Origin of the sequence: Pleionea sediminis (genome assembly GCF_007570825.1) — a bacterium.
Taxonomy (GTDB): Bacteria; Pseudomonadota; Gammaproteobacteria; order Enterobacterales; family Kangiellaceae; genus Pleionea; species Pleionea sediminis.
In genome coordinates, this window is sequence record NZ_SUNB01000001.1 from 1,179,589 (window position 1) to 1,205,136 (window position 25,548).

Below are 25,548 nucleotides of genomic sequence, written 5' to 3' on the forward strand. Positions count from 1 at the left end.
AACGTGGCCCATGACCTTCCACGCATATTAATTACCACAGGAGAGCCATCTGGAGTTGGCATAGAAGTCACTCTAAAGGCTCTCCGGTCAAAACACCTCGCGAAAATAGCTGTACTCGGAGATAGCCCCTGGATTGAAGAAATAAATACCAAGGGAAAGCTAGGTCTTACTATTGAAAAAATCGACCACATTGATGAAGCACGCGCACACGAACCTGGTTTAGTTCAAGTGCTCCATCATTCATTAAGTCATCCGGCGAGTCTTGGCGTGATCGACGTCGAAAACAGTTCTTACGTCATAGAATTACTGTCTCAAGCTCATCAGCTAGCCTTTAATCACCAGGTTGATGCCATTGTTACCGCCCCGGTTCATAAAGGCGTTATTAATGATGCCGGAATTCATTTTACCGGCCACACAGAATTCCTAGCGGATCACTGTGGCGTAGAACGTGTTGTAATGATGTTAGCCAGCGAGCCGATGAATGTCGCCTTGGCGACAACTCATTTACCCCTTAAAGACGTCGCCCAGTCTCTCAATATCAAGAGACTTCAGCAAATCTTTTCAATTTGCGCTAACAGCTTATACCAACAAGGTGTTCCTAAACCTAAAATTCAAGTCTTGGGACTCAATCCCCATGCTGGCGAAAACGGACACCTCGGACGTGAAGAACTCGATATTATTCGTCCCGCAATAGAAACCTTCGAGCATCCAAAGGTTAAAATTATGGGACCAATACCAGCTGATACAGCATTTACTAAAAATAACTTAAACAGCACCGACTTATTCCTGGCCATGTTCCATGATCAGGGCCTGCCCGTTATTAAGTATGCCAGTTTTGGTGAATGCGCCAACGTAACTCTTGGTTTGCCCTACATACGAACCTCAGTCGACCATGGTACAGCCCTCGATATTGCGAACCAATTTTGCGCCTCTGAGTCCAGTATGAAATATGCCCTTACCTACGCAATAAAAAACGCAACACAATCTCGGTTAAAGACAAATTCATGAAACCCATTCATCACAAAGCTAAGAAAAGATTTGGTCAAAACTTTTTGCATGATCCAACCGTTATCGGCCGTATTGTTTCCACCATCAATCCTAAACCGGGAGACAACATTATCGAAATCGGTCCGGGGCCGGGAGCTCTGACACAGCCAGTATTAAAACAGGCCGGGAAAATGCGCGCGATTGAACTTGATCGAGAAGTTATTCCAAAATTAAGAATGTATTGCTTCGGTGATGGTGAATTAGAAATTATCGAATCGGATGCCCTTAAAATTGATTTTAAAGAGTTTAGTGATTCTCCACGCTCACTTAGAATTATTGGCAATCTTCCCTATAATATTTCAACACCTCTTCTATTCCATTTGTTCGAACATTTAGAGGTTATTAAAGATATGCATTTTATGCTTCAAAAAGAAGTCGTCGACCGTCTGTGTGCGGTACCAGGCACAAAAGACTACGGTAGACTTAGCATCATGGCGCAATATTACGCACGACCAGAATTTATGTTTCTAGTTAAACCCGGAGCATTTAATCCGCCACCTAAGGTCGACTCTGCAATCATTCGTTTAACACCTAAAGAACACAACGAACATGATCAGACTGATGTTAAAACACTCAATGGAGTTGTCACATCGGCTTTTAGCTTACGCAGAAAAACAGTACGTAATAGTTTAAAAAGTCATTTATCCGAAGATGAATTGAATGAATTAGATATAAAACCAACAGAACGAGCTGAAAATTTAACGCTCGATCAATACATCAGAATAGCGAATTATTTAACTGCAAAAAAAAGATGACAAGATACTGAGTCCTAATGGGATTCAAATGACAAAAAGGGTATGATAATAAATAGTCTTAAACCTCTTTTAATCTGAATGTTAGGTCGTTATGCAAGATACTAAAACAGCATTTCTACAACTCGCAATTGAACGTCAAGCTCTGAAGTTTGGTGAGTTCACATTAAAATCAGGGCGCCTCAGTCCTTATTTTTTTAATGCAGGTCTTTTCTCAACCGGCAAAGACTTACATCAATTAGGCTGTTTTTATGCTGCAACACTCATTCACTCAAATGCACAATTCGATATGCTTTTTGGACCCGCTTATAAAGGCATTCCTTTAGCAACAACAACCGCAAGCGCACTCTATGGCAATCACCAAAAAAATTACCCCGTCTGTTTTAATCGAAAAGAGGCAAAAACTCATGGCGAAGGCGGCTCTCTGGTCGGTGCAGAACTTTCGGGAAAAGTCATGATCGTTGACGATGTTATTACCGCAGGTACCGCGATTCGAGAATCCATCGATATTATTCAATCAAATGGTGCACAACCTGCTGGAGTGTTAGTCGCACTGGATCGACAAGAAAAAGGAAAAGATAGCTTATCTGCGATACAGGAAATTGAAAAACAATACAAAATTCCTGTGTTCTCGATTGTCAGCTTGAACGACCTTGCAGATTTCATCAAAAATGATAACCAACTCGCTGTTTTCAGTGAAAAAATAGCTGAATATCGTTCTCTCTACGGTGTAAATAACTAATCTGTCTGCTAAAGTTACATTTATGATGGCAATTAACATTCTCCCATATCCCATGAAAGCTTTGGCCCTGGTGGTCGGACTCAGTCTGTGCTGCACTTCTGTTGATGCAAAAAAGTTTTACCGCTTTAAAAACTCTGAAGGTCAAACAATATTGCTCGATCAATTGTCACCAGAAGCCATAGAAAAAGGTTATGAAATAATTAATGAACGGGGACAGCTGGTGCAACGTGTAGGGCCAGCAAAAACTCTGGGAGAAATGGAAGAAGAAAAAGAAAAAGAAAAAGAATTAAAGCGCAAAGAACGTGAGCGGCAACGACAAATTCGCCGCGATGCTGAATTACTGCGTTTGTTTAGCACCGTCGAAGATATCATGAGAGCTCGAGACGCCGCGTTACTCGGAGTACAGCAAAGAAGCGAACTTAATAAAAATGAAAAAGAATTAATAAAAGCCTCTCTGGAAGACTCTCAAAGAAGAGCCGCCGACTACGAGCGACTTGGTAAAAAGGTACCAAAAAACCTAACTGAAAATATTGCTACACTGCAAAAACAAATAGCTAACCGAGAAACCAATGAAAAAGCTATTGAAGAGGAAGGCAATAGAATCAAAGAAGAATTTGAAAGAGACATTATTCGTTTTAAAGAATTACAAGCAAAACGTATGGCACATCGTTTTAAGAATGATTCCGACAGTGAACAAAAAAATAATGTGCTGATGATGACTTGTGATACTTCACAAAGCTGTAAAAATATTTGGCAGCTCGCCCAAGTCTACGCTCAATCAAACTCTAGTGGTCGGCTGGAAGTTGTCACTGATACTATTATTTTGACTTCAGCACCCAAGCAAGATTCTGACGTCGGTATATCGTTCTCTCGCTTACCTTCAAAAACAAACACCCAAATAATTATTGAAGTCTCTTGCACAGACACCGACGCAGGACAACAACTGTGCTCCGGTCCTGAAGCTCAAAAACTAGTTAATGGCTTTAAAGAATTCGTTGATAAACAAATCCGTTAATTATCGACGAGCTCTTTCACCTTCAGCTAAACGAACAAACGGGCTTTCAATACCAGTAATTTGCACGTCATTAGGCCGTAACTGCACCAACTCCAATTGCCCTTGAGCTTCATTACACTTGCCTTCTGCCGTCATCAAAGAAAATACAGCGATCATTTCAGGATCAATATCTTTTGGCGTGTACCATATTCGGTTTTCCTGATCGGCATATACTTCGCCAGCTAAAGCAGGAATCCAACTATCGCCAAAACAATTTTGAGAAGCGAAATACCGATCTCCCTGATAAACTTCAACTCGCTTTCCATCATTGATATGGAAAATAAAATTCTCGCGTGTTTTAGCTAACGCACGTGAACCATCCATCGATAAGTCAACAATTTCCGCGATGACATTCCCCTGAAGATCAACAACAAATTGCGATTCCGACGTCGAACGCTTTTTCGGAGCCGATTTTGGTGGTGCTTTGCTTGATATTGCCGACTGGCGTTGCCCAAGCTGCGACTTTAAATTCTGGATCTCTGTCATTTGTTTTTCGAGGCTTTCATTCAGCTCTGAGTTTTGCTGCCATAAGTTAATAAAGAAAGCTAATGACACGAGTAGAAAAACAGATAGTGTTGCGGCTATCTTTTTAAACAAACCTGAATGACTATCTTTGTAGGCCGCAGATAGAAAGTCTCGCTCTGCCTGAATCCGCTGCACGAGCTGTTGCTGTTGACGCATATGGAACTTTAAGCTCTCACGATACAATCGATTACTTGTCTGCTCTGTCTCTTCTCGCATTTCTCTAGTTGATTTATCGACACGATAAGTCAAAGCAGGTGCCAATTTATTCTCAATGACAGACTCAAGCCAAACCTGCATTTTCTGTTCTGCCGTAAGTTCCACTGGCTCTTGTGGTTTGGGCACAGGTTCGATTAATTTAGCTCGAGATAATGCCAGTCCAAGCAGTCGGGAGTTTAAAGCTTTAGGAATGACTTCAACCACCCCAGCATCACTAGCCGCTTTTAGATAGTCATTTCCAGCTTTCGCAGTAAACATGTAAATAGGAATATCACGCCAAGTCGCTTCTTCTTTGATTTTCTTGACTGCCTCGAGTCCGTCCATGTCGGGCATCGAATGATCCATAAAGATCACATCAGGTCGTTGCTTTTTAAGATACTCAAAAGCTTCGGCAGCCGAATAAACGGATTCGCTTTTAATTTCATAGCGCGCTAGCATTCGATTCAGCATCAAACAAGCAGAGCGGGAATCATCAACGATCAGAGCTTTAACCGTAGACATGACACTCCTTATCGGTTCGTGTTTCAATAGGTTGCATTGTCTAAGAATTTATCAAAATGAACTGTGCGCCAATTAACAATTAAGCGTGCGTTACCATCGTTTTCTCGCTAAATACCCGAAACTCATCAACTTTTCTGTTAGTTTCGGTGCGCCCAGTCTGTCACAATTTGATGAAGTTGCCGTACACCATCGCTTAAACAGGCTGGCCCAGGCTGTAAAATATCAGCCGATTTTACTTCAAACAAATTATCATTTTTAACTGCATTAATCGCTTCCCAGCCGGGTCGTTCTTTTACTCGTTCTGCCTTAAATTTACGACCGCACCAGGAACCAATAATAATATCTGGGTTAGCTTTAATAATAGCCGAATCATCGGCGATTATGCGATCTTTTCCTAAGCTATTTTTAGCCTGCTCAGCAAAACAATCAATCCCCCCCGCAAGGTCAATTAATTCCGATACCCAGCGAATCCCGCAGATATAGGGGTCATACCATTCTTCAAAATAAACCTTAGGTCTTTTATCCAGATTTTTTACCAACTCTCGAATGTCAGATAAATTTTCGGCAAGTTTTTCAATTAACATATTAGCTTTCTCAGGCTTCCCAATCAGAGAGCCCAAGGTCTGTAACATTCGAAATATTTCGTCAATACTCCGTTGATTAAATATATGAACTTCAATACCAGCCCTAACCAGTTCCGAGCATATATCAGCTTGCATATCAGAAAAACCTAATACTAAATCAGGCTGTAAATTTAATATTTTATCTATTTTTGCACTCGTAAATGCAGATACTTTGGGCTTTTCTTTTCGCGCACGCGCAGGGCGAACCGTATAGCCAGAAATACCAACTAATCGACTTTCTTCGCCCATTAAATACAACGCTTCTGTCGTCTCTTCTGTTAAACAAACAATTCTATTCGGATAATCCACTGCCATACATTACTTCTTGATTCTTAAATGAAAATGCAACGTAAACTGCTGTACAACTCAGGTCAAGATTGAAACCCGAAAATATGAATAAAATAATAAAAACGCTCCCACTAAATATTTAATATAAAGTGATACATATTGGCTTTTTTGCCAAAACACAGCGATCAACTACAACTATTAGGAAAATCGAAAGTTAAATTTTGAAAGATAAAGCCCAATCACTTGATATTTTTGGCTTTTTTAGCGACTCTTAAGGAATAGATATTCAATATCAAATGAATGTGACTGACAATATTCCTTATTACATCTACAAGCAAGCATTAGATAATGCTTTGGATATTATTGTCATCTCTGAAGTTGATAAAAACGACCCCGGCAATAATCCCATTATTTACGTTAACGACTCTTTTACTCATTTATTTGGTTATGAAAAAGATGAAGTCATCGGTAAAAGCGCTCGCATTCTCCATGGTGAAGATACTGACATAAAATCACGAGACAAGATTCGCGAAGCAATAACTCAAGGATGGCCAATCCACACCGAAATTGCTAATTATGGAAAAAACGGTAAAAAGTTTTGGATCGATCTTAAAATGGTTCCCCTTTACGACGACCGCGGTGAAGTAACCCATTTTTTGTTTATTGAACGCGACTTGTCCGATAGAAAAAGTCGAGAGGAACAGCTCTATCAAAAAGCAACGATTGATGGACTGACTAAAATTTTTAATCGTCAACATACCTATCAACTCGCAACAAAGACACTTGAAAAAACCATTCGCTATCAAGAACACCTATGTCTGTTACTGCTAGACATTGACCACTTTAAAGCGGTCAACGATACCTATGGTCATCAAGTCGGTGATGATGTACTCACGAAGCTTGCATCTATCTTAAAAGAACAGGTACGAAAAGCTGATATACTTGGACGAGTCGGTGGAGAAGAGTTTTTAATTGTATTACCTGAAATCGCGCAAGACGAAGCACTTATTTTTGCCGAGCGTATACGAAAATGTGTCAAGCAGGCGGATTGGTCATCTCTTGGGCTTAAAGACAAATTAACCATAAGTATTGGCCTTGCTTGCTACAAACACAATTCGCTGGAAGAGTTAATTAAACACGCCGACAAAGCACTATACCAGGCAAAAAACGACGGCAGAGACCAAGTTCAAATATATTCCTCTGAAAGCGAATAATTCTCTTTATTTGGATCCATTGTGAAAGACTCTGACATTAAATTTTCGAGACAATACCAAGTCTACGATAGTCACTTAGACCAATGGCGTGATGACTCAGTCGCAGTCGAAGAACCATTGCAGATCAGTTTAAAATATGATGATAAAGAGTTTGTTCTAAGTATTACAATGCGTACTCCCGGCGACGATCGTCAACTTATCATCGGCTTTTTATTTTCTGAATCGATCATAAAATCTCTTGAAGAAATAATAAATATAACACCGTCTGTTGATCATCAAGGTTTAATGAACAGTAATGAATGGCTCATTGAATTAACTGGAAACGTACCTGCATGGATTTTAAATTTATCACGCCATCAAATGACGCACTCATCGTGTGGAGTCTGTGGTAAAACATCAATCCAAAGTCTTGAATTGAAAAGCCCACCCTCTATCAATCGAGATAATCCGATAATAAGTCAAACCTTATTAAGCACTCTCAATTCAAAGATAAATAATTACCAATTAGGATTTTCTGAAACAGGAGGTATGCATGCCTGCGCTCTTTTTGAAATCTCAAAAGAGATATTATCTATTAAAGAAGATGTAGGACGACACAACGCGCTCGATAAACTGGTAGGATTTCACCTTGAAAACGGGCAATTACCAGCCAATGATCACATACTTTGGTTAAGTGGTCGAATAAGTTATGAAATGGTTCAAAAAGCAATAATGGCTGGTGTAGCAATTATTGTTGCTGTAGGCGCACCGACTCATCTCGCAGTAGAGACTGCTCGAAGATTTGGAATTACCCTGATTGGATTTAATAGGAATGATCGCTTCAATATCTATAATGGTCATTGGCGACTAACAAATTAACCGGAATTCAAATAAGTGAAAAGAGGTCTACCATGTCTAAAAACCTCTCTATGCTATTTAAACGAAAGGGACTCAATAAGACATTACTGGAACAAGTAACAGATAAGAACAATCCAAAATCTCACTCTGAAATCGCTCAAGAATATCTCGTTGGCGAAGCCGTTGTAACAGGGACAGCTTCATTCTACGATTTTATTAACCACAAAAAAGCAGAACATAAAGTTTTCGTTTGCAATGGTACCTCCTGCTTATGTGCGGGCTCTCAAGCAGATGTTATAGCTCCTTTACTCCAACATTTTCAACAAACCAGTATTGGTCATGTTACTTGCTTGGGCCGTTGTCATGAAAACTATGCATTTCAAATTGATGGTCAGAATTATTCTGGCAATGACATTAAAAAACTCGACTCAATCTTAAACCATCAGTATGACAATAATGAAGAATACAATGTAACTGCCCTTTGTACCGAACCTGTTTTAACACAAAAAATATCAGATGTGTTTGAATACTACGCATTGTTCGACAAATTAACGTCTCAAGAGTCGCCGGAAAGTTTGCTGAAGCAATTGATCCAATCAAATTTAAGAGGCCGAGGTGGAGCTGGTTTTCCCACGGGAATAAAATGGCAAACATGCCGAAATGCTTTGGGTAAAGACAAGTACATTGTCTGTAATGCAGATGAAGGCGATCCAGGAGCTTTTAGCGACCGCTATTTACTCGAACAGAATCCTCACTCAGTTCTGTTTGGAATGTTAATGGCTGGCTATATTGTTGGATCGAATATTGGCATTCTCTACATTAGAGATGAGTATCCCGATGCGATTGACCTTTGTGAGCAAGCTATTGAAGAATTTGAACAATTAAATATAAACTTCGATTTTAACTTTAAAGTCATTCGTGGTGCTGGGTCTTATATTTGCGGCGAAGAAACAGCGTTACTTCGATCTATTGAAGGCCAGCGTCCGGAGGTTTCCATCCGTCCTCCCTATCCTGCAGAAGAAGGACTTTTTAATCAACCCACCATTGTCAATAATGTAGAAACCTTTTCTGCTATTCACTGGATTTTTGAACATGGAGCTGAAAAATTTATTCAACGTGGTAGTAAACAATCTTCCGGAACAAAATTATTGTCTTTAGATAGCGCATTTAAAACTCCAGGTATTTATGAAGTTGATATGGGTACACCATTACGAACAATCATCGATGCAGCGGGAGGGTTTAGTCAACCAGTCAAAGCACTTCACATTGGTGGACCATTAGGCGGAGTAGTTCCTCAATGGAAAATAGATGAAATTAATGTTGATTATGAAAGTTTTGATGAGCAAGGTTTTCTACTAGGACATGCATCCATCATTGGTATTCCTGCCTCATTTCCTTTTGTTCGATATATTCAGCATCTATTTGAATTTACTGCCAAGGAAAGTTGTGGAAAGTGCTTTCCCTGTCGACTCGGCGCAATTCGGGGCAAAGAAATTTTTGAAGAGGCAATTTACGGAGATACGCGAATTGACTTTAATCTATTAGAAGATTTATTGTCAACGATGAAACTAGGTTCGCTATGTGCTTTAGGAGGCGGTGTGCCACTTCCCATTCAAAATATATTGGAATATTTTAGTGAAGAACTAATACCCTATATTGATACATCTAAGCAATCCGATCGGATTCCTGTAAAGGAAGAGTAGTGATGCCTCTTTCCAGTAAAAGCTCGATTGAGAACCTTGACTCATCATCCATAGCTTTTATCAACGATAAACCTTACGCGTTTATTGCTGGAGAAACTATATTACAGTTTTTAAATCGTCATAACTCGTCAATACCGACCTTGTGTTACGACGAACGGCTCGAACCATTTGGTTCTTGCCGTGTTTGCTCTGTCGAAATTAAAACAAACAATTCATCCTCACCGAAAATAGTTGCCGCATGCCATTCACCAATCAATAGTGGGATGAAAGTTTATACACACAGTGAGCAAGTCAATCATTTAAGGCGGAATATAATTGAATTGGTGCTAACCGATCATCCTTTGGACTGCTTGACTTGTGAAGTTAACGGCAACTGTGAACTGCAAGATGTTGCCGCTCAAGTAGGTATTCGAGACGTTCGCTATCCATCAAAAGCCTCTCATTTACACTATATGAAAGACACATCGCATCCGTACATGAGATCAGATCTTGCCAAATGCATTAACTGTTATCGATGTGTTAGAGCCTGTGATGAAATTCAAGGAGAAATGGTTTTAAGTGTTTCAGACCGAGGATTTAATAGCCGAGTCATTAAAGGAGCAGATACCGACTTTAATTCCTCTCCCTGTGTTTCTTGCGGTGCCTGTGCTCAAACCTGTCCGACTGCGGCTATTTCTGATAAATTTCACTCCAAGTCACAAGCGGCAGATAAGAAAACACGAACCATTTGTTCTTATTGTGGCGTTGGGTGTAATCTTGAAGTCGCTACACTCGGCGACAAAATTCTTTCAATTTCTGCAGCTAAAGATGCTGAAGTTAATCAAGGACACACTTGTTTGAAAGGTCGTTATGCTTGGCGATTTTACAATCACCCTGATCGTCTTAAGCAGCCGCTAATCAAAAAGAATAATGTGTTTATTGAAGCCTCGTGGGAAGAAGCTTATACCTTAATCGCCAATAAAGTTGGTGCTATCAAAAGTCAATTTGGTCCTGATGCAATCGCTGGAATTTCTTCATCGCGATGTACCAATGAAGAAAACTATTTGATGCAAAAATTTATGCGATCAGCCATTGGCACCAATAATATCGATTGTTGCGCACGAGTCTGTCACTCACCAACAGCTTACGGAATGCAACAAAGTTTTGGTACAGGAGCAGCAACTAATTCAATTGCTGATCTAGAATACACTGACTGCATTATGATAATTGGTGCTAATCCAACATCGGCTCACCCTGTAACAGGAGCCAAGATAAAACAAAAACTGATGCAAGGAACAACATCGATTGTAATTGATCCGGTAAAAACAGAAGTTGCCCGTTATGCAACTTTTCACTTACAACTACGTCCAGGAACTAACGTTGCAATTCTTAACATGATGGCTTATTACATCATCGAAGCAGGAGCCATTGATCAAACATTTATTGCCGAACGCACAGAATGCTGGGAAGACTACGTCGATGCTATAACGCAGTTAAACATGGATGACATGGAGCGTGTTTCTAGTGTTCCTCGTACTCTCGTCAAAGAGGCAGCTCTAGCTTATGCAAACGCTGCTGCAGCAATGAGTTTTCATGGTTTAGGTGTGACAGAACATTCGCAGGGTTCAAGAGCAATAATGTGTATCGCCGATTTGGCAATGATGACCGGCAATATTGGCAGACCAGGAGTTGGAGTTAATCCACTAAGAGGACAAAATAACGTTCAGGGTGCAGCCGATATGGGTTGTCAGCCTCATCAGGGTGCCGGATACATGCCTGTCGATTCTCCCGAATGGCAAAATTACTACTCGAAAAAATACGGAGTTGATCTCCCTCTCGAACCCGGACTCAAAATTCCCCAGATGTTTAGTGCTGCTAAATCAAAATCTCTTAAGGCACTTTTTATAATGGGTGAAGATGTTGCACAAACCGATCCGAATTCGCAGCATGTTATTGAGAGCTTAAAATCTCTCGATTTTTTAGTTGTTCAAGAAATCTTTTTAAGTGAAACCGCTAAGCTCGCAGATGTAATATTACCGGGAACCTCATTTCTGGAAAAATCAGGAACGTTTACTAATGGGGAACGCCGTGTCCAAGCGGTCAGAGCAGCCATTCCTCCCGTCGGTAACTGCAAACCCGATGGCCAAATCATTGTTGATTTAATGAATTTATTTGGATATGAGCAATCTGAATTTTCACACAGTGATGTTCTCAACGAAATCGCTAACGTCATTCCCTTTTTTGAGGGCGCTCGCTGGGATGATTTGGGTGATAATGGAAAGCAATGGCCAATTCTTGCCAGCGGAAAAGATACTAAGATCTTACACGAAAAAAACTTTAAGCGAGGTTTAGGAAAATTCCATTATTTTAATTGGGAAGAATCTAAAGAAATTACAAACAATCAAGAACGTTTTCCCTTTATTTTAACGACCTCAAGAATTCTCGAACATTACAACTGTGGCACAATGACACGACGCACCAATAACCGACAAATTGTTAGCGAAGATCGCCTGCTTATTCATCCGCAAGACGCGAAATCTAAAAATATAAGAACCAATGATCGTGTTCGCTTATTTTCAGAGCGTGGAGAAGTAGAACTAAGTGCTGAAATTAGCGACAGTGTTAACCCAGGTATAGTCTTCACTACATTTCATTTTCCAGAAATGATGATCAATCGCCTCACCAGTGACGAGTGTGACTCTGAGACCTTGTGTCCGGAATATAAAGTTGTTAGTGTCAATCTAGAATTGGCTCAATAACATAAACGTACTAGCCATCTGTCTGTTAGTTGCAGTATTTTCGTGGAGAAAAGGCATGTTAAAATTTACAACAACTCGATATTTAATTTCTCTTTCTATCGTTTCATTATTATTAGCTAGTTGTAAAGACTTAACACCAGCCATTGAAACCGTCAATGCAATTACGCAGGGTTACCAGGCACCAAGCCAACAAGAAACATCGAATGCAATTAAGTTAGCGCTAGATCAAGGCATTGAGAAAGCCGTCAAACAATTGGGACGCCCCAATGGATTTAGCCAAAGCCAATATAAAATTCCATTGCCCTCGAATATTGAAAAGATAGCAGCTGATGCCCGTAAATACGGACTTGGAAGTTATGTAGATGAATTTGAGTTAAGCATGAATAATGCCGCAGAGAAAGCCGTTCCAGAAGCTCTCTCCGTATTTAAGCAAACGGTAAAAAACATGACTCTTAGAGACGTTATCGGAATAATGCAAGGAGGAAAAACAGCGGCCACAGACTATTTCAAAAAATCATCGTCTCGAACCTTAAGCAGTAAATTTTTACCCATCGTACAGTCTGCAACCAATCGAGTGGGTGTAACTAAAAAGTACAAATCTCTCAGTCGAAAATTAAATACTTATGCTGCACTAACGGGCAACGAATTGCCTGCAGAAGCCAACCTTGATAGCTACATCACAGATAAAGCAGTTAAGGCTGTTTTTGATCAAGTTGCCAAAGTAGAACAGAAAATACGAGCCAATCCGGTTGAGCAAGCCAGCAATTTAATTCGCAAAGTATTTAGTTACTATCGATAACAGACTTCATTAAGCTTCGTTTTTCTTAAACCACATTCCCATAAAGTCGCGAGTTAATTTTTGCTCTATTTCAATCGCCAACTCGGTTGGACAAAAGATAGTAATTGCCATGATAACGTTGCCATATTCGTTCGTTAGAATTTGTACATAGGGCTCTGGACCACTAATTGTTACTTCGAGTCGCTTTTCAATTAGTACACTATAACGTTGAGCAACCTCATGAAATGGCTCACAATATTCTTCAGCTTTTTTCATTATGGCATCGCGAAAAGGAAAAATATCAAATTCAGCAGGAACTGTAATTTCAAACGTATGAGAAGCGTAACGACGCAAATAGTTTAGATTTTTTATCGACTGGGTAATAAAACGATTGTTTGGAATAGATAACGATTTTCCAGTATAACCATAATCAGTTTGATCAACTTCTAGCAAATTCACCTTTAGCCAATCTCTATTGGCAACCTCACCAATTGAGTTATCGACCTGAATCCAATCACCGACAGAAAATGATCGTGTACTAGAAATATATACAAACCCCAAAAGACATTGTACATATTCTCGAGTTGCTAATATTATCGCTACAGTAAAAGCAGCAATCGATAAAGCAAAGCTTTGAATCTCTACTGACCAAATAATGAATATCATGATAAACATGATAAAGTTGGTCAAATTTCGAATAGTACTTACAGTTGAACGTCTATCTTTTTGTTTACGCTTTGCCCGTTTACGCACGACTTTAATTAGTAACTCACGGATTAGAATCACAATAAGAATAAAAACCACTGAACCGATCAGTTTGTGATTTTCTAAAATAGCAATCAGATCAGTTACTACATCCATACAGAGTTCACTCTTTTCTTTACTAATTAATGCCAGACCAAGCGGTCTTCATACTTTGGCGCAGGATAATAACATTGGATGACATCTATCGAAAACTAATCTGTAGAAAGAATTCTAAGAGAAATTAACCCGTTAACATTGCTTTGAGCTCTTTGAGCTCTTTCTCTGATTCTTCAAGGGCCTCAATACTTAACTCTGGTGTTGACGGACCGACTTGAATACGATTGAAAGAAGGTAGTTGATCGAAGTGAGGTAGATTGTGATAGTCGTGCGTTCTAATGTATTCATGCAATACTGCAACATTTAACAAATCAGAGTAATCTGGAGACATTATTTGCTCTTTGTCCCAGTGCTCTAAATACTTCATGCATTGATAGTAAACGTCACCCAACTGCCATTGCTGAATAATGTCGCAAGCAACTTGAGACTTATAATCTTTTACCAAATGCTCAATGACTTCATCTAATGTCAAGAATCCGCGGTAGTCATTTGCAAAAGAGTAGATAGAAAGCTCTCCTAGTCGGTGTAATAAGCCAGCCATCATGGCAACTTCAGGCTCAAATGCTAATTTACTTTTCTTAGCAAGCACCGCACAAATTACCGCAACATCAACACTTTTACGCCAAATATCTATAAACTTCTTCTTTAATTCTTCATTATCCGAGTTAAAAAGCTCTCTCATCGAAAAAATGGTAACCAATTGTATGGTTGTATCCTTACCGAGTCGGATGACGGCTTCCGTACATGTTCTGATAGGATTGACCCCTCGAAATAATGGCGAGTTAGCACATTGAATGACTTTTACAGAAATTGATGGATCAAGCATGATAGCCTGAACCATCTGCTCAACAGAATCTCCATTCGTTTGTGAAAACTTTCTAATCCGCATTGCAACATCGGGCAACGATGGAAGTTTTAATTCTCCGTGTAAAATGGCTTGCTTTATTTCAGAGGTCACCATTTCTGGCGTGAGTTGAGAATTGGAAAACTCAACTAAATTACTACCAAACTCGGTACTGTTATGCTGGTTAATAATGTAGGTCAAAAGCTCATGTTGAATTTTGAGTAAAATACTCGTTGCCCGAATTTCTGCCGTATATTTTCTCGGTCTCAAAGTAGAGATAGGACGTTTAGTATCGCTAGTACCAGCTTCTAGTGAATAACTTTTACCGTCTCCAGCAACCATATGCAAAATTCCGGATATCAAGAAATAATCATACCGATCGTCATTTCCGAGCTGAAATAATTCTTGCCCTTTTTCAACCTTAATGACGTCAACCTGACCCGCGACAATCGCTAACTGCTTCACGTTCAAGTATTCAAATGCAGTAAACTGTTTTAATAACTCTACTTTTTGTTCTATTGATTGCATGCTCTCTCCAGTAAGCAAGGCATCTTAGCGGCCATTTGCTTGATTCGGATATCTCCGTTTACCGCCCTTGATTAAATCTAGATCACGAATGGCAAATTCACAACATAATCAAGACGATAGCGTGATGTATTCAGCAAACTTAAGATCCTGGAGATAAAAACAGGAATACTCTTGGTAAAATTTGCGCTTAACTCACAAACTGACTATGTATTACTAGAGAAAGTCTTTGGATATGTTTGAATTTAATGAAAAATTCAGTAGTATCTCTTAATAAAATCAAATAGGAAAGTTGGTCAACCAATGCCTTATCAAGATCAAATATCTTCCGTTTCACTAATCGCCGATCACATCCGTGAAACGGCGAACGAAGCGATAAGCTCGCTTGAAACTTTCCATAACGAAACCACACCTTCTCCGGCGAGAAAATCTGCCTGGACCACGGTTTACCAGTTGAATCGTGTATTTACCTTTATCGAGCTACCAGCAGCAGCGACTCTCACAAAGGATATTTGCAATATAATCAAAGGGTTAAGTGAGCCGTTCCACGAAGAAGACGAGGATCGCTTAGAGGCAATTATCTACAGTCTATCTTTACTAGAACGATACATTGATTTTATCTGTAATAAGCCGTTCGATTTACCGCAGCTTTTATTCACGCCGATAAATGATTTGCGCCAAACCGCTCACATGCCCTACTTTCCTGAGTCGAGCTTTTTTGACGTCAATCACCGCAAAGTGCGCGAAAACTTCGATTCATCACATCGTCTGGACAACTATGAAATTGTTAAAACATCGCGGCGATTACGTCAAATGTTTCAAATGGGAATGATTGAAATTATTCGAAAAACCAACATTCCAGGCGGCTTGAGTATGATGCTCAGGGCAACGAAACGATTTGACAAACAATGCGGTAGTCCCAATGCACCAAACATGTGGTGGATCGCCGCCGGTGCCATTGAAGGATTTCATGATGGCGGACTTGTTCTATCGCCAGAGAGAATAAAGCTGTTCACCAAACTCGACTTGCAAATGCGGGAGCTTGGACAGGTTAATCACAATATTAACTATAAAATGCGAGAAAAAGCAGAACAGTTATCGTTTGATCTCTTATACCTGGTTAGCCTTTCAGACGCCGACGAACCACTCACTAAACAGCTCAAAAAGCATTTCGGACTTCCTGATACCGGTTTGACAGAGCGAAATCTAACACAAGAGTTTTTACTGCTAAAAGGTCTTAAAGAAGATGATTATCAGTCATTATTCAGTACCATTCTAGAAGATATCCTCGGACTGCAAACTGATTTAATTGCCGAAGACTATGAGCCAGAATCGAATGAACTCACGCATTTGCTTCATCAACTGAAGCAACTTCATAGCTTATTTTCGGTATTGGAATTCGAGAATATTGAAATTTCATTAAAAGAAGCGGTGGAAAGAGTTGAGTTGACCGTCAACAAAAATGTCGCTCTTCCAGACTCCGACCGACAATTTATAAGCGGCGTTCTATCAAAAATAGAATCTATTCTTAACGACCAGTCCGGCGGTCGTCCTGGTGCTAAAACCAGCTTGAACAGAATGAAACTGTCAAAAGAGCAGCTCGACTCCTGCAAAAATGGCCGCAAGCAAATCCATCAGGTTATCAATCAACTCGAAAATTACAGCCTGAAAGATCACGATCCAGAGTTGCTAAGCTCCATGCCCGCCTCGCTGGAGAGAGCTGCTAATGAAATGGTTACCTTAGACAATCAAGACATGGTGGACTTAATAAACGAACTTATCAATTTGGCAGATAAGTATTTCTTAAAGGAACCTGCCACTCTGCAAGCACTTGAGCTGCTTGCCGATATTCTGTGCAGTATCGAGTTTTACTTAGAAACCATGGAGAAACAGCACACACCTAGCTCTAAAATTTATGAGTTCGCTGATGAAAATCTCGCTCGCTTGAAAGCTCATTTACACTTGTAATTACCTATGAAGTGGTTAATCGCAGTAACCTGTTTATGGGCATTCAGTTTTTCTTTAATTGGTGAATATCTGGCGGGCGAAGTAGATAGCTATGTTGCTGTCCTTAGCCGAACCTTACTCGCGCTCGTCGTATTTATCCCTTTTGTAAAACTCAGTAGAATAAATTGGCCATCAGCCATCAAGTTAATGCTTATCGGAGCAGTCCAGATTGGACTGATGTATCTATTTTTTTACCACAGCTTTTTGTATCTATCAGTCGCCGAGGTTCTTCTTTTTACAATATTGACTCCTGTTTATGTCTCTATCATCGATGATCTTGTTTTCAATAGAAAATTTCACTTCAAATGGTTGAGTGCAGCCGTTGTATCGGTTATTGGCGCGGCTATTATTCGGTATCACTCAGTCAGTGAAGACTTTTATACTGGACTGCTTCTAGTTCAGTTAGCCAACATTTGCTTTGCTTTCGGGCAAGTGGCTTACAAACGATTAGAGCTGGGCTCCCGAAAAAATCAGCAAGCTCATTTTTTGTTTTTCTTTTTAGGAGCCAGTTTACTCTGTTCTGTTGCTGCAATCGCTTTTGGCAACTTCAATAAAATACCCGACAATCCAACAGAGGTACTCGTTATATTATGGCTTGGACTCATTGCGTCAGGAGTCGGTTACTTTTGCTGGAACTATGGTGCGAAGCAAGTAAATACAGGGCAGCTGGCAACAATGAACAATGCATTAATTCCGGTAGGATTGTTGGTCAATGTTGTTATTTGGCAAAGAAATATCGATTGGCTACCTTTGCTAGCAGGAGGAAGCATCATTCTGATATCGGTCATTATTGCTAGCAATAAAAAGAAAGCCGTTGATTATTAAAATAGTTTAATCTTCTGATTTATCTTCACAATCTTTAAGACGACTCAGTGCATCCGGATGAGTTGGGTAGTGCTCTAAAAACTTTTTAAATGCCCGAGCAGCTTCTTCAAATTGATGAAACTCTTGATAAATATATCCGAGATTCAAATAAGCACTGGGGAAATCATCACCATGAATCAAGGTCTTTTTATAGGCGTTTATTGCGCTATCTAAATCTTTATCGTTCGCATAAAGCCAACCTCGATTATACCAGGCCGCTTGCGAAAATGGTGAAATGGTTAAAGCTATATCGACTAACGTCGAAGCCAGTTCAAACTCCTGATTATGCGCAGCCGCTGCAGAGAGCGTAATAAGCTCTTCATCTCTCCAATCAGGCATTTTCTCTTTTGCTTGTAAATCTTCTAACGCAGATTCCGTCGATACCTTGTTTTTCGTATTTTCTTCCGGAATATCGTTAACAATTGTATTAACAAAATTTAAATAATGGCACTGACAAATTAAGCCCGCTCGATAATAAACTACGGATTCGATTTGTCTCAGTGGACCTGAGTCACCATTAATAAATTGCCCTTGCACACCACAAGACAAACACACTACCTGATTTGGAATTTGGTTACGCTGAGCGATCGACTTTGGCTTGAATGCATATGCCATTGATAATCCGCGTCTTCCGATGGGTGTTAAACTTTTTAAGCTCATGAATTATAAAAAGCGCCACAGAAAGACCTGCAGCGCTTCCCAGTTTCTTATGACTCAGAAGCCAGAACGGCAGAAGGCTTGATAAGACACTTAACTGTGATGCCCCAATGACTTTTGTAGTCCATAGTCACTTTTTGCTTCACATTTAAACGCCAAATATTAAGAGATACATCAGTTTCGCTTTTTAATTCGAAGTCAGCAGTAATATTGATTTCGAATTGATACTCAGCAATTGTCATTGGATCTGCACCCGAAGACATAGCAGCTTGAGCAACACGAGCAGCACCCGCAAACGCAACAATATATCCTGAAAGTTCTGCAGCATTAGCCATAATATATTCCTCTTAAAATGTTAGTTAAAATTGTCTGCTTCCTTGAATGACTCAAAGCAAGCTTCATTGGTTTAGGATTAAAAATTGAAAGCCTCAAGGAGTAATTTGAGATTGTTCTCAAAGTGAGCTAGCGGTCAACATAACACGTCATTTTCTCAATCAATATTGAGTTATTCGCCACTGTTAATATTCATGATGTTTTACTAAAAATAGTAATTAGAGATTACCGCATTGACTTTCTTGATGGGTCAAAACTCCTATGCTATACCCTCTACTCCAATGCTAAGGACTGACCCTTTTATCTCTAACAAAGACGAGAATAATTATGAACGATAGAACTGACGAACATTCAGAAAATGATGAGTCTTCAATTGAGAAAGAACTGCATCAGCTATTTGTGGCTCTTCATCACACTTTGCAACAAGCCAACCAACAGATTGAAAAGTCCGACAGTAAGTTTAGATATAACATGGATGAGATAGAGGTAGAGCTACCCGTCCAGATGAAATTTAATAAAGAAGCTGAACGATTCGGTCGCGAAGTGAATCCATTTAAAATTAAGTTAGCCGATAAGTCCACAATCGAAAATAAAAAATCGAACCAACCTGTTAATGACTTAATCAAAGAAAAACAAGTTCAGTCGGAACTAGGCAGAATTCGAGTCAGATTTACACGCGATCAGATTTCGTAAGTTAAAGGAGGAAACAATGTCACATCCAGCAACCGTGGATAATCACCACTCTGATGGACTTTCTTTGCGCTATGCTTATCGACCCTCTACTGAAGCCCAGTTGGAGTCACTAACCGCCGAACATACCTGTTTGTCTTGTGGCGACAAAGGACAGTTTGTAACAGGTGACCTTGGGCCAAAAAAACAAATGGCTAGCCTGATTTATTATCGGGGCGCCATGAAATGTCAATGTGGATTTATGAACTTCGCTTACGTCATCATCAATGATCTGCCCGAAGAGAAAAAGAACCAGGCAATGCCATCAAGAGTTTCTATTGATAAGGAAATTAATGAAGGAAACATTCCTGATTATCGTATGGAAGAGTTTCTTCAAATGTCAGCGGCATGTGCTCATAACGAAGATTTTGATGAAGCAGAAGCCTATATTAAGCGTTGTTTAGAAATAGATCCTGACAATCAGGCAGCACTCTATAATCTTGGTTGGCTGTGCACCAAACGGGAAGCGTTACAAGATGCTGTTCAAGCTTACAAAAAAGTTGAGTCTATCAGCGATAACTTTCCTAGTGCCAGTCTTAATTTAGGTTACATTTATCAAGAAGCTGGTGACTATCAAAATGCAATTAAATCTTATCGTAAGTTCTTAAATCGCTACCCAAATCATATGGATGCGCGCAATCGTTTGACCCAATGTGATAAAAAACTGGCTGGATAATTGATCGTGCCCTCACACGGTTTTACACAAGAAATTTTGGAGTATTCTGCCGATCTTATCAGGCAGGATATTCCATCATTATCTTTAAAGCTAAGAAATGAGGCTCAATCTGGAAATATTCAAACCGAAAATACAATTTTTGAAAACCAACCGCTGTCACACGATGACGTATCCAATATCATAACTTTAATTGCCAAGAAAGGTCGTGAATTTCTAGAGAACGAAGAGGAGTTAAATGATGTTGACTATATCGAACGAAGTGCTTTATCAGCTTGGCTAGATTATGCTAAAACGTTATTAGCAAGCTAGGTCAGACCAGAGATTCAACACAACTTATCTCATCTCACAATCATGTTGTAATATGTAATTCATATTTTCAATTCTCATCAATGTTTATTATTTTTTTAACTACAATAAAACAACGTCTGAATTTTTCATCGAATTAAACGAAAGAAGCAAGGAACATGCAATAAACTTTTATGAAACGAATAATTAACGCTGTTATTTCAATTATATTTCTGCTTTCTTGCCTCTCAACTGGTGCTATGCATAAAAATCAGCATAGCAAAGAGCTAACAACGCTCAGCATTAAAGAATTGATGAATATTCCTCTTGACGTAAATTATACCAAAGAAAGAATTTTTCAATCAGATATAAACCCTGTATCAGAGAGCTCAGTCAATTTTGGCATACTAGCTCCAATTAGTAGCTTTCCCATCTATTCTGCAGAAATTATTGCTGCGGCAGACCTTGCAGCAGAGCACATTAATAACCATGGTGGCATCAATGGACAAAGACTCGCAATCATTAGAGCAGATGATCAAGAAAATACTCACGTATCAGCAGACTTAGCCGACATACTAGTCAAGCGGCATAATGTTAAAGCAATTGTTGGTCCTGCAACTTCCGATAGTGTTGCAGATGTCTTAGAGAGAGTGGCTATTCCGAAAAACATTCCTCTAATAACTCAAGCGGCCTCAGCAATGAAGCTGTCCGACATTGGGGGCAAACACTTATTCTGGCGCATGGTTGCCAATAACCAACAACAAATTGATTTGATATTTAATTATTTATACACCAAAGAGCAGCATAAAAAAATTTTTATTATTGGAGGCCGAGATATCTACAGTAAAGAAATTATTCACGGCTTAAAAGTTCACTATGGCAATACGAAAAACGCTCAATCAGACCACTTAGCTATCAGTAAATTAGTTTACCTAGATGGCATGAATTTAGAAGATGAAATAAGAGCTATTCAATCTAAAAATGTAACGGCAATTGTACTTACATTGCCAACAGATCAAATGCTAGCAATCATAAAAAAAATCCGTCGTTATTGGCAGGGCAGCTTCCCATTAATATTGGCTGCTGACACTGTAAAGCCAAAGTATATTATTGACGCAAATTTAGGAGAAATCTCCCATTGCATCCTAACTTATGTATCGTCACCTACCGAGTTATCTCCCGACCTAAGAGATAGAGTCATCGCTTTATTAAATAGAGATTCTGCAGGTTTTGATGCCGCCTATGTTTATGATGCCATTATTTTATTTTCAATGGCAAAAGCTCTCTCTGATAAATTTGATCTCGACTTTAAAAAAACAATGTTGAGACTTACATCTAATGGCTATCCAATAAGTCACTTTGACTATCCTGATATAGTTGCACTCTATAAAAAGTATGGCTCATTCAAATATTCAGGATACAGCGGTCGCATCAACTTTAATAATCAAGGCGATAATTTAACGGCTAATATGAAGATTTACCCGATATCACAAAAGGAACACAAAAACTATCCCTGCATGGAAAAGCAATAACTTATTTTAATCTTTTAATTGCCATCAAAAGGTTCTTTCTAGCCGTTTTCTCGTACTTACTTCTAAAATATTCGGTATTATAAAAAAAGTCCGTATTACTAAAACTCTCTAGTAATTTTCGGCGATTCTTTTTAAATAAAAACCATGGTATCCAGCGATATTCTTTTCGAACATTAAGCTCATATTCTCGATAAACCTCTTCGCTGGATCCAAAAATAGATAAATCTATATCCACTAAATACTTTTCATCATTCTCAGATAAATCCCCATTATGTGTGGTAGCCATAATTAGTTGAAAAGAGTAATCGATAAAATCTTTTGAAGCATTATTACTCTTCATAAAATCAGTTAACCATTGGGCGCTATCCCGTTCATTCGTTTTTGAAAACGGCTTATAAATCGCATCATGAAACCAAATCGCTAGCTCGACTAAAAAAGGACGCTCTAGTTTTTCTGAAATCAGATCGACATGGCGAAGCATCGCACTAATATGTTCTTTTGTATGATAAAACCGATGTGATTGATTATAAGCATTAACTAACTGTTGATACGTTTCCAGACAAAGCGGGAATTCTAATGCTAACATCAATTGACGCCATCTCGACTCATCCATTTTTAAGTCAGCCTCCAGCGTGCTCGGCAACCCAATCTCTTGCCTGATACCACCAATAGCTCATCTGTGCTGCTAGCGGACCCAATGGGCCACCATTCCACGGTAATTTCCAATGTTGGTATTCGCAAATTCGGGTGTCGTTTTCTGCAATAGCAGAAGCAAGAATTTCCCCAGCAGCAGTAGTTGGAGCAACACCATGACCGCCAAAACCATTGGCATACCACACATTCTTCGACAGCTGACCAATCGTTGCCATCTGATGTCGTGCATATCCCATATATCCTTGCCAACAGTACTCTACTTTAATGTTAGACAAGTCCGGAAAAACTTTGAGCATGTCTTGTCTCAATACTTCAGCCAAATTTTCTGGCGCAACTTTACTAGCACTAATTCGGCCACCCCATAAGATTCGAGTGTCTTTTAGTGGACGGTAATAATCAAAAGCAAATCGCGTATCGTAAATAGCAGCTTGAGTACTCATAAGCTCATTAATCGAAGAACCTATCTGTTCAGTGGTCATCACATATGTCGCAATTGGTAAAATTGAGTTCGAAACATTTTTGAAAGTTTTTCCTAAATAACCGCCACCAGCAATGACCAAGTGCTCACACTTTAACTCACCCTGACAAGTCTCTAGTTTGTGAAAGTTATTTTCTGTTGTCGCCTTAAGAACACGAACGCTCTCAAATATTTTGACATTGTTAGATAATAAAATCTTTGCAATCCCTAATGCGTAATTTAATGGATGGATATGCATTGCATTAGGTTCAAATAACCCACCATGATAACGGTCACTTCTAATACGCTCTCTTAACTCTTTGGGCGACAAATAATGCCAATCAACACCCATGCTGTTTTTCATGAACGATTGTAATTCAAAAAGTTGCTTTTGGTCTTTAAACCAATTAGCCAATAACACACCCTCATCAACAACGTCACATTGTATGTCATGCTGTTTGATTCTGTCGCGAATAAGATCAACCGCTAAAGTTGTTTCACGATAAAGAGCTCGTGCTTTTTCGATACCCACTTGCTTAACCAAAGACTGTGGTCCTAAGGAGTATCCACCAAAAACAAATCCGCCATTTCTTCCCGAAGCGCCCCAACCAACCTGATGCTGCTCAATTAGAGCAATACTTTCAACGCCTTTTTCAACCAAACTGAGTGCGGTCATTAATCCAGCAAATCCTCCGCCAACGATACAGACGTCAAATGCAGAGTTTGACTCAAAACTATGCGTATTGGGGCGAGTATTAATCGTTGAAGAGTAATAAGTATCAGGATAGTTCATAGATTGATTTTGCTAAGTTGAGGGATGATTGATTTTCAGAAAACTTTATATAAAAATAATAGGCACATTACAATTAATAAAAATTATCGACTGGAGACAAAAGTGCGTTCACCCGTTGATAAATTCAAAGCAGTCAGTGTCCCGCCCCACACATATCCAGTATCTAATGCTTGAAAACGCTTGGTTGCTAACTTGCCTTGAAGAGCAGCCCAGTGACCAAAAACAATACGGATATCTTTTTCTATCTTTAACGGTTGGTCGTACCAGGGCATTAAGTCTTTTGGATGATCGCCGGGTGCAGATTTAAATCCAAGCTCTAACCGACCATCGTGATATACAAAGCGTGTTCGAGTGAAAACATTAGTGATGTATCTTAGTCGATCATTCCCTTTTAATTGATCATTCCACTCATCGGGAGTGTCACCATACATCGCTTTAAAGTAGTCAGCTCTCCGTTGAGAATCACACAAAGTATTTGTCACCTCATCAGAGCAAGCCAATGTTTGCTTTAAACTCCATTTAGCACTAATTGCAGCATGCACCATCAAAGTTTTGTGTTTGTTACTGTAATGCGCAAGTGGTTGACGATAAAGCCACTCAACCAAATCTTGATTTCTTGGCTCATCAATTATTTTTTGAAAAGTATCTTTAAACTTTAATGACTCTGCTCCATTGGCGACGGCAAGCATGTGCAAATCGTGATTTCCCAATACAACTTTTATACGCTCACGATGTTCATATAAATAACGTAAAGTATTAAGCGACTGCGAACCTCGGTTAATCAAATCACCACAAAACCACAACTTGTCATTTTGCCAATTAAATTTTAATTTTTTCAATAACGCAATTAAGCCGTCGAAACATCCTTGAATGTCACCTACAGCGTAAGTGGCCATTAGTGAAGAATGCCTGGCTTAGTAAGGCTGAATAGTGGAATTGGAGCGTCAAATTCCAAACCCGTGTCTGATTGCATTTGATAGCTGCCTTCCATTGTTCCAAGAGGTGTTTTTAATATCGCACCTGAGGTATATTGATAGGTTTCACCAGGATCAATATGTGGTTGTTCACCGATGACACCATCGCCTCGAACTTCTTGCTCTTTGCCGTTAGCATCCGTGATAATCCAATGACGGCGCAATAATTGTGCACCGACTTCACCTGTATTTGTTATGTTAACAGTGTAAGCGAACACAAATTGATCGCTATCGGGTTTTGACTGATCTTCTAAATATTCACAATCTACTTCTATTTCAAACTCAAGAATGTCTGATTTTGGACTCAAGGTTACAACTCCCCAAAAAAACCTTACAATT

Annotated in this window: 25 protein-coding genes; 15 read left to right on the plus strand and 10 right to left on the minus strand. The window is 39.4% G+C overall.

The features are described from left to right. Window positions 1-3 precede the first annotated feature (3 nt). The 4 genes from pdxA to FAX86_RS04700 all read left to right on the plus strand — a co-directional run bounded on the left by pdxA (window position 4) and on the right by FAX86_RS04700 (window position 3,556). Window positions 4-1,008, plus strand: a complete 1,005-nt coding sequence (gene pdxA, locus FAX86_RS04685) for a 4-hydroxythreonine-4-phosphate dehydrogenase PdxA (protein ID WP_144392180.1) — start codon at window positions 4-6, stop codon at window positions 1,006-1,008. Next, complete coding sequence (rsmA, locus tag FAX86_RS04690) at window positions 1,005-1,802, plus strand: 16S rRNA (adenine(1518)-N(6)/adenine(1519)-N(6))-dimethyltransferase RsmA (protein ID WP_144392181.1); 798 nt, start codon at window positions 1,005-1,007, stop codon at window positions 1,800-1,802. Before pdxA ends, rsmA begins: the two co-directional genes overlap by 4 nt. A gap of 91 nt (window positions 1,803-1,893) precedes the next feature. Next, window positions 1,894-2,541 carry an orotate phosphoribosyltransferase gene (gene pyrE / locus FAX86_RS04695; RefSeq protein ID WP_144392182.1) on the plus strand — a complete coding sequence of 216 codons (648 nt, stop codon included), beginning with the start codon at window positions 1,894-1,896 and terminating at the stop codon, window positions 2,539-2,541. Between the two features lie 22 nt (window positions 2,542-2,563). Then, window positions 2,564-3,556, plus strand: a complete 993-nt coding sequence (locus FAX86_RS04700; RefSeq protein ID WP_144392183.1) for a hypothetical protein — start codon at window positions 2,564-2,566, stop codon at window positions 3,554-3,556. Here FAX86_RS04700 and FAX86_RS04705 read toward each other — a convergent pair whose 3' ends face one another. Both FAX86_RS04705 and FAX86_RS04710 read right to left on the minus strand, forming a co-directional pair. After that, entirely contained in the window at window positions 3,557-4,837 is a 1,281-nt protein-coding gene (locus FAX86_RS04705) for a response regulator (protein WP_144392184.1), read from the minus strand. A gap of 137 nt (window positions 4,838-4,974) precedes the next feature. Then, a complete protein-coding gene (locus FAX86_RS04710; RefSeq protein ID WP_144392185.1) occupies window positions 4,975-5,775 on the minus strand; it encodes a cobalamin-binding protein in 801 nt (266 codons plus the stop codon). A gap of 269 nt (window positions 5,776-6,044) precedes the next feature. Here FAX86_RS04710 and FAX86_RS04715 point away from each other — a divergent pair, with 269 nt between their 5' ends. From FAX86_RS04715 to FAX86_RS04735, 5 genes are read left to right on the plus strand one after another with little or no spacing between them, the layout of a single operon-like run. Beyond that, complete coding sequence (locus FAX86_RS04715; RefSeq protein ID WP_144392186.1) at window positions 6,045-6,962, plus strand: GGDEF domain-containing protein; 918 nt, start codon at window positions 6,045-6,047, stop codon at window positions 6,960-6,962. Window positions 6,963-6,983: 21 nt separating this feature from the next. Then, entirely contained in the window at window positions 6,984-7,820 is an 837-nt protein-coding gene (gene fdhD / locus FAX86_RS04720) for a formate dehydrogenase accessory sulfurtransferase FdhD (RefSeq protein WP_164503461.1), read from the plus strand. A 32-nt stretch (window positions 7,821-7,852) separates the two neighbouring features. Next, entirely contained in the window at window positions 7,853-9,502 is a 1,650-nt protein-coding gene (locus tag FAX86_RS04725; RefSeq protein ID WP_144392188.1) for an NADH-ubiquinone oxidoreductase-F iron-sulfur binding region domain-containing protein, read from the plus strand. 2 nt (window positions 9,503-9,504) lie between these two features. Next, window positions 9,505-12,240: a formate dehydrogenase subunit alpha gene (gene fdhF, locus FAX86_RS04730; protein WP_144392189.1), complete on the plus strand. Its 2,736-nt coding sequence runs from the start codon at window positions 9,505-9,507 to the stop codon at window positions 12,238-12,240. Between the two features lie 55 nt (window positions 12,241-12,295). Continuing rightward, entirely contained in the window at window positions 12,296-13,039 is a 744-nt protein-coding gene (locus FAX86_RS04735) for a DUF4197 domain-containing protein (protein ID WP_144392190.1), read from the plus strand. 9 nt (window positions 13,040-13,048) lie between these two features. On the opposite strand, the gene FAX86_RS04740 is transcribed toward FAX86_RS04735, so the two are convergent. Together FAX86_RS04740 and FAX86_RS04745 are read right to left on the minus strand one after the other, a co-directional pair. Continuing rightward, window positions 13,049-13,879, minus strand: coding sequence for a mechanosensitive ion channel family protein (locus FAX86_RS04740; protein ID WP_144392191.1), 831 nt, complete (start codon window positions 13,877-13,879; stop codon window positions 13,049-13,051). Window positions 13,880-14,003: 124 nt separating this feature from the next. Next, window positions 14,004-15,251: an HDOD domain-containing protein gene (locus FAX86_RS04745; protein WP_144392192.1), complete on the minus strand. Its 1,248-nt coding sequence runs from the start codon at window positions 15,249-15,251 to the stop codon at window positions 14,004-14,006. 300 nt (window positions 15,252-15,551) lie between these two features. Here FAX86_RS04745 and FAX86_RS04750 point away from each other — a divergent pair, with 300 nt between their 5' ends. Then, window positions 15,552-17,216, plus strand: coding sequence for a FimL-related protein (locus FAX86_RS04750; RefSeq protein ID WP_144392193.1), 1,665 nt, complete (start codon window positions 15,552-15,554; stop codon window positions 17,214-17,216). Between the two features lie 6 nt (window positions 17,217-17,222). Then, window positions 17,223-18,080, plus strand: a complete 858-nt coding sequence (locus FAX86_RS04755) for a DMT family transporter (RefSeq protein WP_144392194.1) — start codon at window positions 17,223-17,225, stop codon at window positions 18,078-18,080. Window positions 18,081-18,086: 6 nt separating this feature from the next. On the opposite strand, the gene FAX86_RS04760 is transcribed toward FAX86_RS04755, so the two are convergent. Together FAX86_RS04760 and FAX86_RS04765 are read right to left on the minus strand one after the other, a co-directional pair. Next, window positions 18,087-18,779: a tetratricopeptide repeat protein gene (locus tag FAX86_RS04760; protein ID WP_144392195.1), complete on the minus strand. Its 693-nt coding sequence runs from the start codon at window positions 18,777-18,779 to the stop codon at window positions 18,087-18,089. Between the two features lie 47 nt (window positions 18,780-18,826). Continuing rightward, a complete protein-coding gene (locus FAX86_RS04765) occupies window positions 18,827-19,111 on the minus strand; it encodes a hypothetical protein (RefSeq protein WP_144392196.1) in 285 nt (94 codons plus the stop codon). 325 nt (window positions 19,112-19,436) lie between these two features. Here FAX86_RS04765 and FAX86_RS04770 point away from each other — a divergent pair, with 325 nt between their 5' ends. The 4 genes from FAX86_RS04770 (at window position 19,437) to FAX86_RS04785 (ending at window position 22,331) form a co-directional block, all read left to right on the plus strand. After that, the gene (locus tag FAX86_RS04770) at window positions 19,437-19,802 is read left to right on the plus strand and encodes a hypothetical protein (RefSeq protein ID WP_144392197.1); all 366 of its coding nucleotides are present in this window, start codon (window positions 19,437-19,439) and stop codon (window positions 19,800-19,802) included. Window positions 19,803-19,818: 16 nt separating this feature from the next. Then, entirely contained in the window at window positions 19,819-20,514 is a 696-nt protein-coding gene (locus FAX86_RS04775) for a tetratricopeptide repeat protein (RefSeq protein ID WP_144392198.1), read from the plus strand. 6 nt (window positions 20,515-20,520) lie between these two features. Next, window positions 20,521-20,823, plus strand: a complete 303-nt coding sequence (locus FAX86_RS04780) for a hypothetical protein (RefSeq protein WP_144392199.1) — start codon at window positions 20,521-20,523, stop codon at window positions 20,821-20,823. A 170-nt stretch (window positions 20,824-20,993) separates the two neighbouring features. Next, window positions 20,994-22,331 carry an ABC transporter substrate-binding protein gene (locus FAX86_RS04785; RefSeq protein ID WP_144392200.1) on the plus strand — a complete coding sequence of 446 codons (1,338 nt, stop codon included), beginning with the start codon at window positions 20,994-20,996 and terminating at the stop codon, window positions 22,329-22,331. Between the two features lies 1 nt (window position 22,332). On the opposite strand, the gene FAX86_RS04790 is transcribed toward FAX86_RS04785, so the two are convergent. The 4 genes from FAX86_RS04790 to apaG all read right to left on the minus strand — a co-directional run bounded on the left by FAX86_RS04790 (window position 22,333) and on the right by apaG (window position 25,517). Continuing rightward, the gene (locus tag FAX86_RS04790) at window positions 22,333-22,917 is read right to left on the minus strand and encodes an HD domain-containing protein (protein WP_144392201.1); all 585 of its coding nucleotides are present in this window, start codon (window positions 22,915-22,917) and stop codon (window positions 22,333-22,335) included. Window positions 22,918-22,951: 34 nt separating this feature from the next. After that, entirely contained in the window at window positions 22,952-24,235 is a 1,284-nt protein-coding gene (locus tag FAX86_RS04795; protein WP_144392202.1) for an NAD(P)/FAD-dependent oxidoreductase, read from the minus strand. An 83-nt stretch (window positions 24,236-24,318) separates the two neighbouring features. After that, window positions 24,319-25,131 carry a symmetrical bis(5'-nucleosyl)-tetraphosphatase gene (locus FAX86_RS04800; protein WP_144392203.1) on the minus strand — a complete coding sequence of 271 codons (813 nt, stop codon included), beginning with the start codon at window positions 25,129-25,131 and terminating at the stop codon, window positions 24,319-24,321. Next, on the minus strand, window positions 25,131-25,517 hold the full coding sequence (gene apaG, locus FAX86_RS04805) for a Co2+/Mg2+ efflux protein ApaG (RefSeq protein WP_144392204.1): 387 nt from the start codon (window positions 25,515-25,517) through the stop codon (window positions 25,131-25,133). The genes FAX86_RS04800 and apaG overlap by 1 nt, the downstream gene beginning before the upstream one ends. Window positions 25,518-25,548: the final 31 nt, after the last annotated feature.

What these genes read in the sequence shown, in the direction of transcription:
- FAX86_RS04715 (WP_144392186.1), top strand. Translation starts at nt 6,045, where the DNA reads ATGAATGTGACTGACAATATTCCTTATTACATCTACAAGCAAGCATTA.
- FAX86_RS04760 (WP_144392195.1), bottom strand. Translation starts at nt 18,779, where the DNA reads ATGAGCTTAAAAAGTTTAACACCCATCGGAAGACGCGGATTATCAATG.
- FAX86_RS04770 (WP_144392197.1), top strand. Translation starts at nt 19,437, where the DNA reads ATGAACGATAGAACTGACGAACATTCAGAAAATGATGAGTCTTCAATT.
- FAX86_RS04705 (WP_144392184.1), bottom strand. Translation starts at nt 4,837, where the DNA reads ATGTCTACGGTTAAAGCTCTGATCGTTGATGATTCCCGCTCTGCTTGT.
- FAX86_RS04745 (WP_144392192.1), bottom strand. Translation starts at nt 15,251, where the DNA reads ATGCAATCAATAGAACAAAAAGTAGAGTTATTAAAACAGTTTACTGCA.
- pyrE (WP_144392182.1), top strand. Translation starts at nt 1,894, where the DNA reads ATGCAAGATACTAAAACAGCATTTCTACAACTCGCAATTGAACGTCAA.
- FAX86_RS04800 (WP_144392203.1), bottom strand. Translation starts at nt 25,131, where the DNA reads ATGGCCACTTACGCTGTAGGTGACATTCAAGGATGTTTCGACGGCTTA.
- FAX86_RS04750 (WP_144392193.1), top strand. Translation starts at nt 15,552, where the DNA reads ATGCCTTATCAAGATCAAATATCTTCCGTTTCACTAATCGCCGATCAC.
- fdhF (WP_144392189.1), top strand. Translation starts at nt 9,505, where the DNA reads ATGCCTCTTTCCAGTAAAAGCTCGATTGAGAACCTTGACTCATCATCC.
- rsmA (WP_144392181.1), top strand. Translation starts at nt 1,005, where the DNA reads ATGAAACCCATTCATCACAAAGCTAAGAAAAGATTTGGTCAAAACTTT.
- FAX86_RS04785 (WP_144392200.1), top strand. Translation starts at nt 20,994, where the DNA reads ATGAAACGAATAATTAACGCTGTTATTTCAATTATATTTCTGCTTTCT.
- FAX86_RS04755 (WP_144392194.1), top strand. Translation starts at nt 17,223, where the DNA reads ATGAAGTGGTTAATCGCAGTAACCTGTTTATGGGCATTCAGTTTTTCT.
- FAX86_RS04725 (WP_144392188.1), top strand. Translation starts at nt 7,853, where the DNA reads ATGTCTAAAAACCTCTCTATGCTATTTAAACGAAAGGGACTCAATAAG.
- FAX86_RS04795 (WP_144392202.1), bottom strand. Translation starts at nt 24,235, where the DNA reads ATGAACTATCCTGATACTTATTACTCTTCAACGATTAATACTCGCCCC.
- FAX86_RS04790 (WP_144392201.1), bottom strand. Translation starts at nt 22,917, where the DNA reads ATGTTAGCATTAGAATTCCCGCTTTGTCTGGAAACGTATCAACAGTTA.
- FAX86_RS04735 (WP_144392190.1), top strand. Translation starts at nt 12,296, where the DNA reads ATGTTAAAATTTACAACAACTCGATATTTAATTTCTCTTTCTATCGTT.
- FAX86_RS04710 (WP_144392185.1), bottom strand. Translation starts at nt 5,775, where the DNA reads ATGGCAGTGGATTATCCGAATAGAATTGTTTGTTTAACAGAAGAGACG.
- FAX86_RS04740 (WP_144392191.1), bottom strand. Translation starts at nt 13,879, where the DNA reads ATGGATGTAGTAACTGATCTGATTGCTATTTTAGAAAATCACAAACTG.
- FAX86_RS04775 (WP_144392198.1), top strand. Translation starts at nt 19,819, where the DNA reads ATGTCACATCCAGCAACCGTGGATAATCACCACTCTGATGGACTTTCT.
- FAX86_RS04765 (WP_144392196.1), bottom strand. Translation starts at nt 19,111, where the DNA reads ATGGCTAATGCTGCAGAACTTTCAGGATATATTGTTGCGTTTGCGGGT.
- FAX86_RS04700 (WP_144392183.1), top strand. Translation starts at nt 2,564, where the DNA reads ATGATGGCAATTAACATTCTCCCATATCCCATGAAAGCTTTGGCCCTG.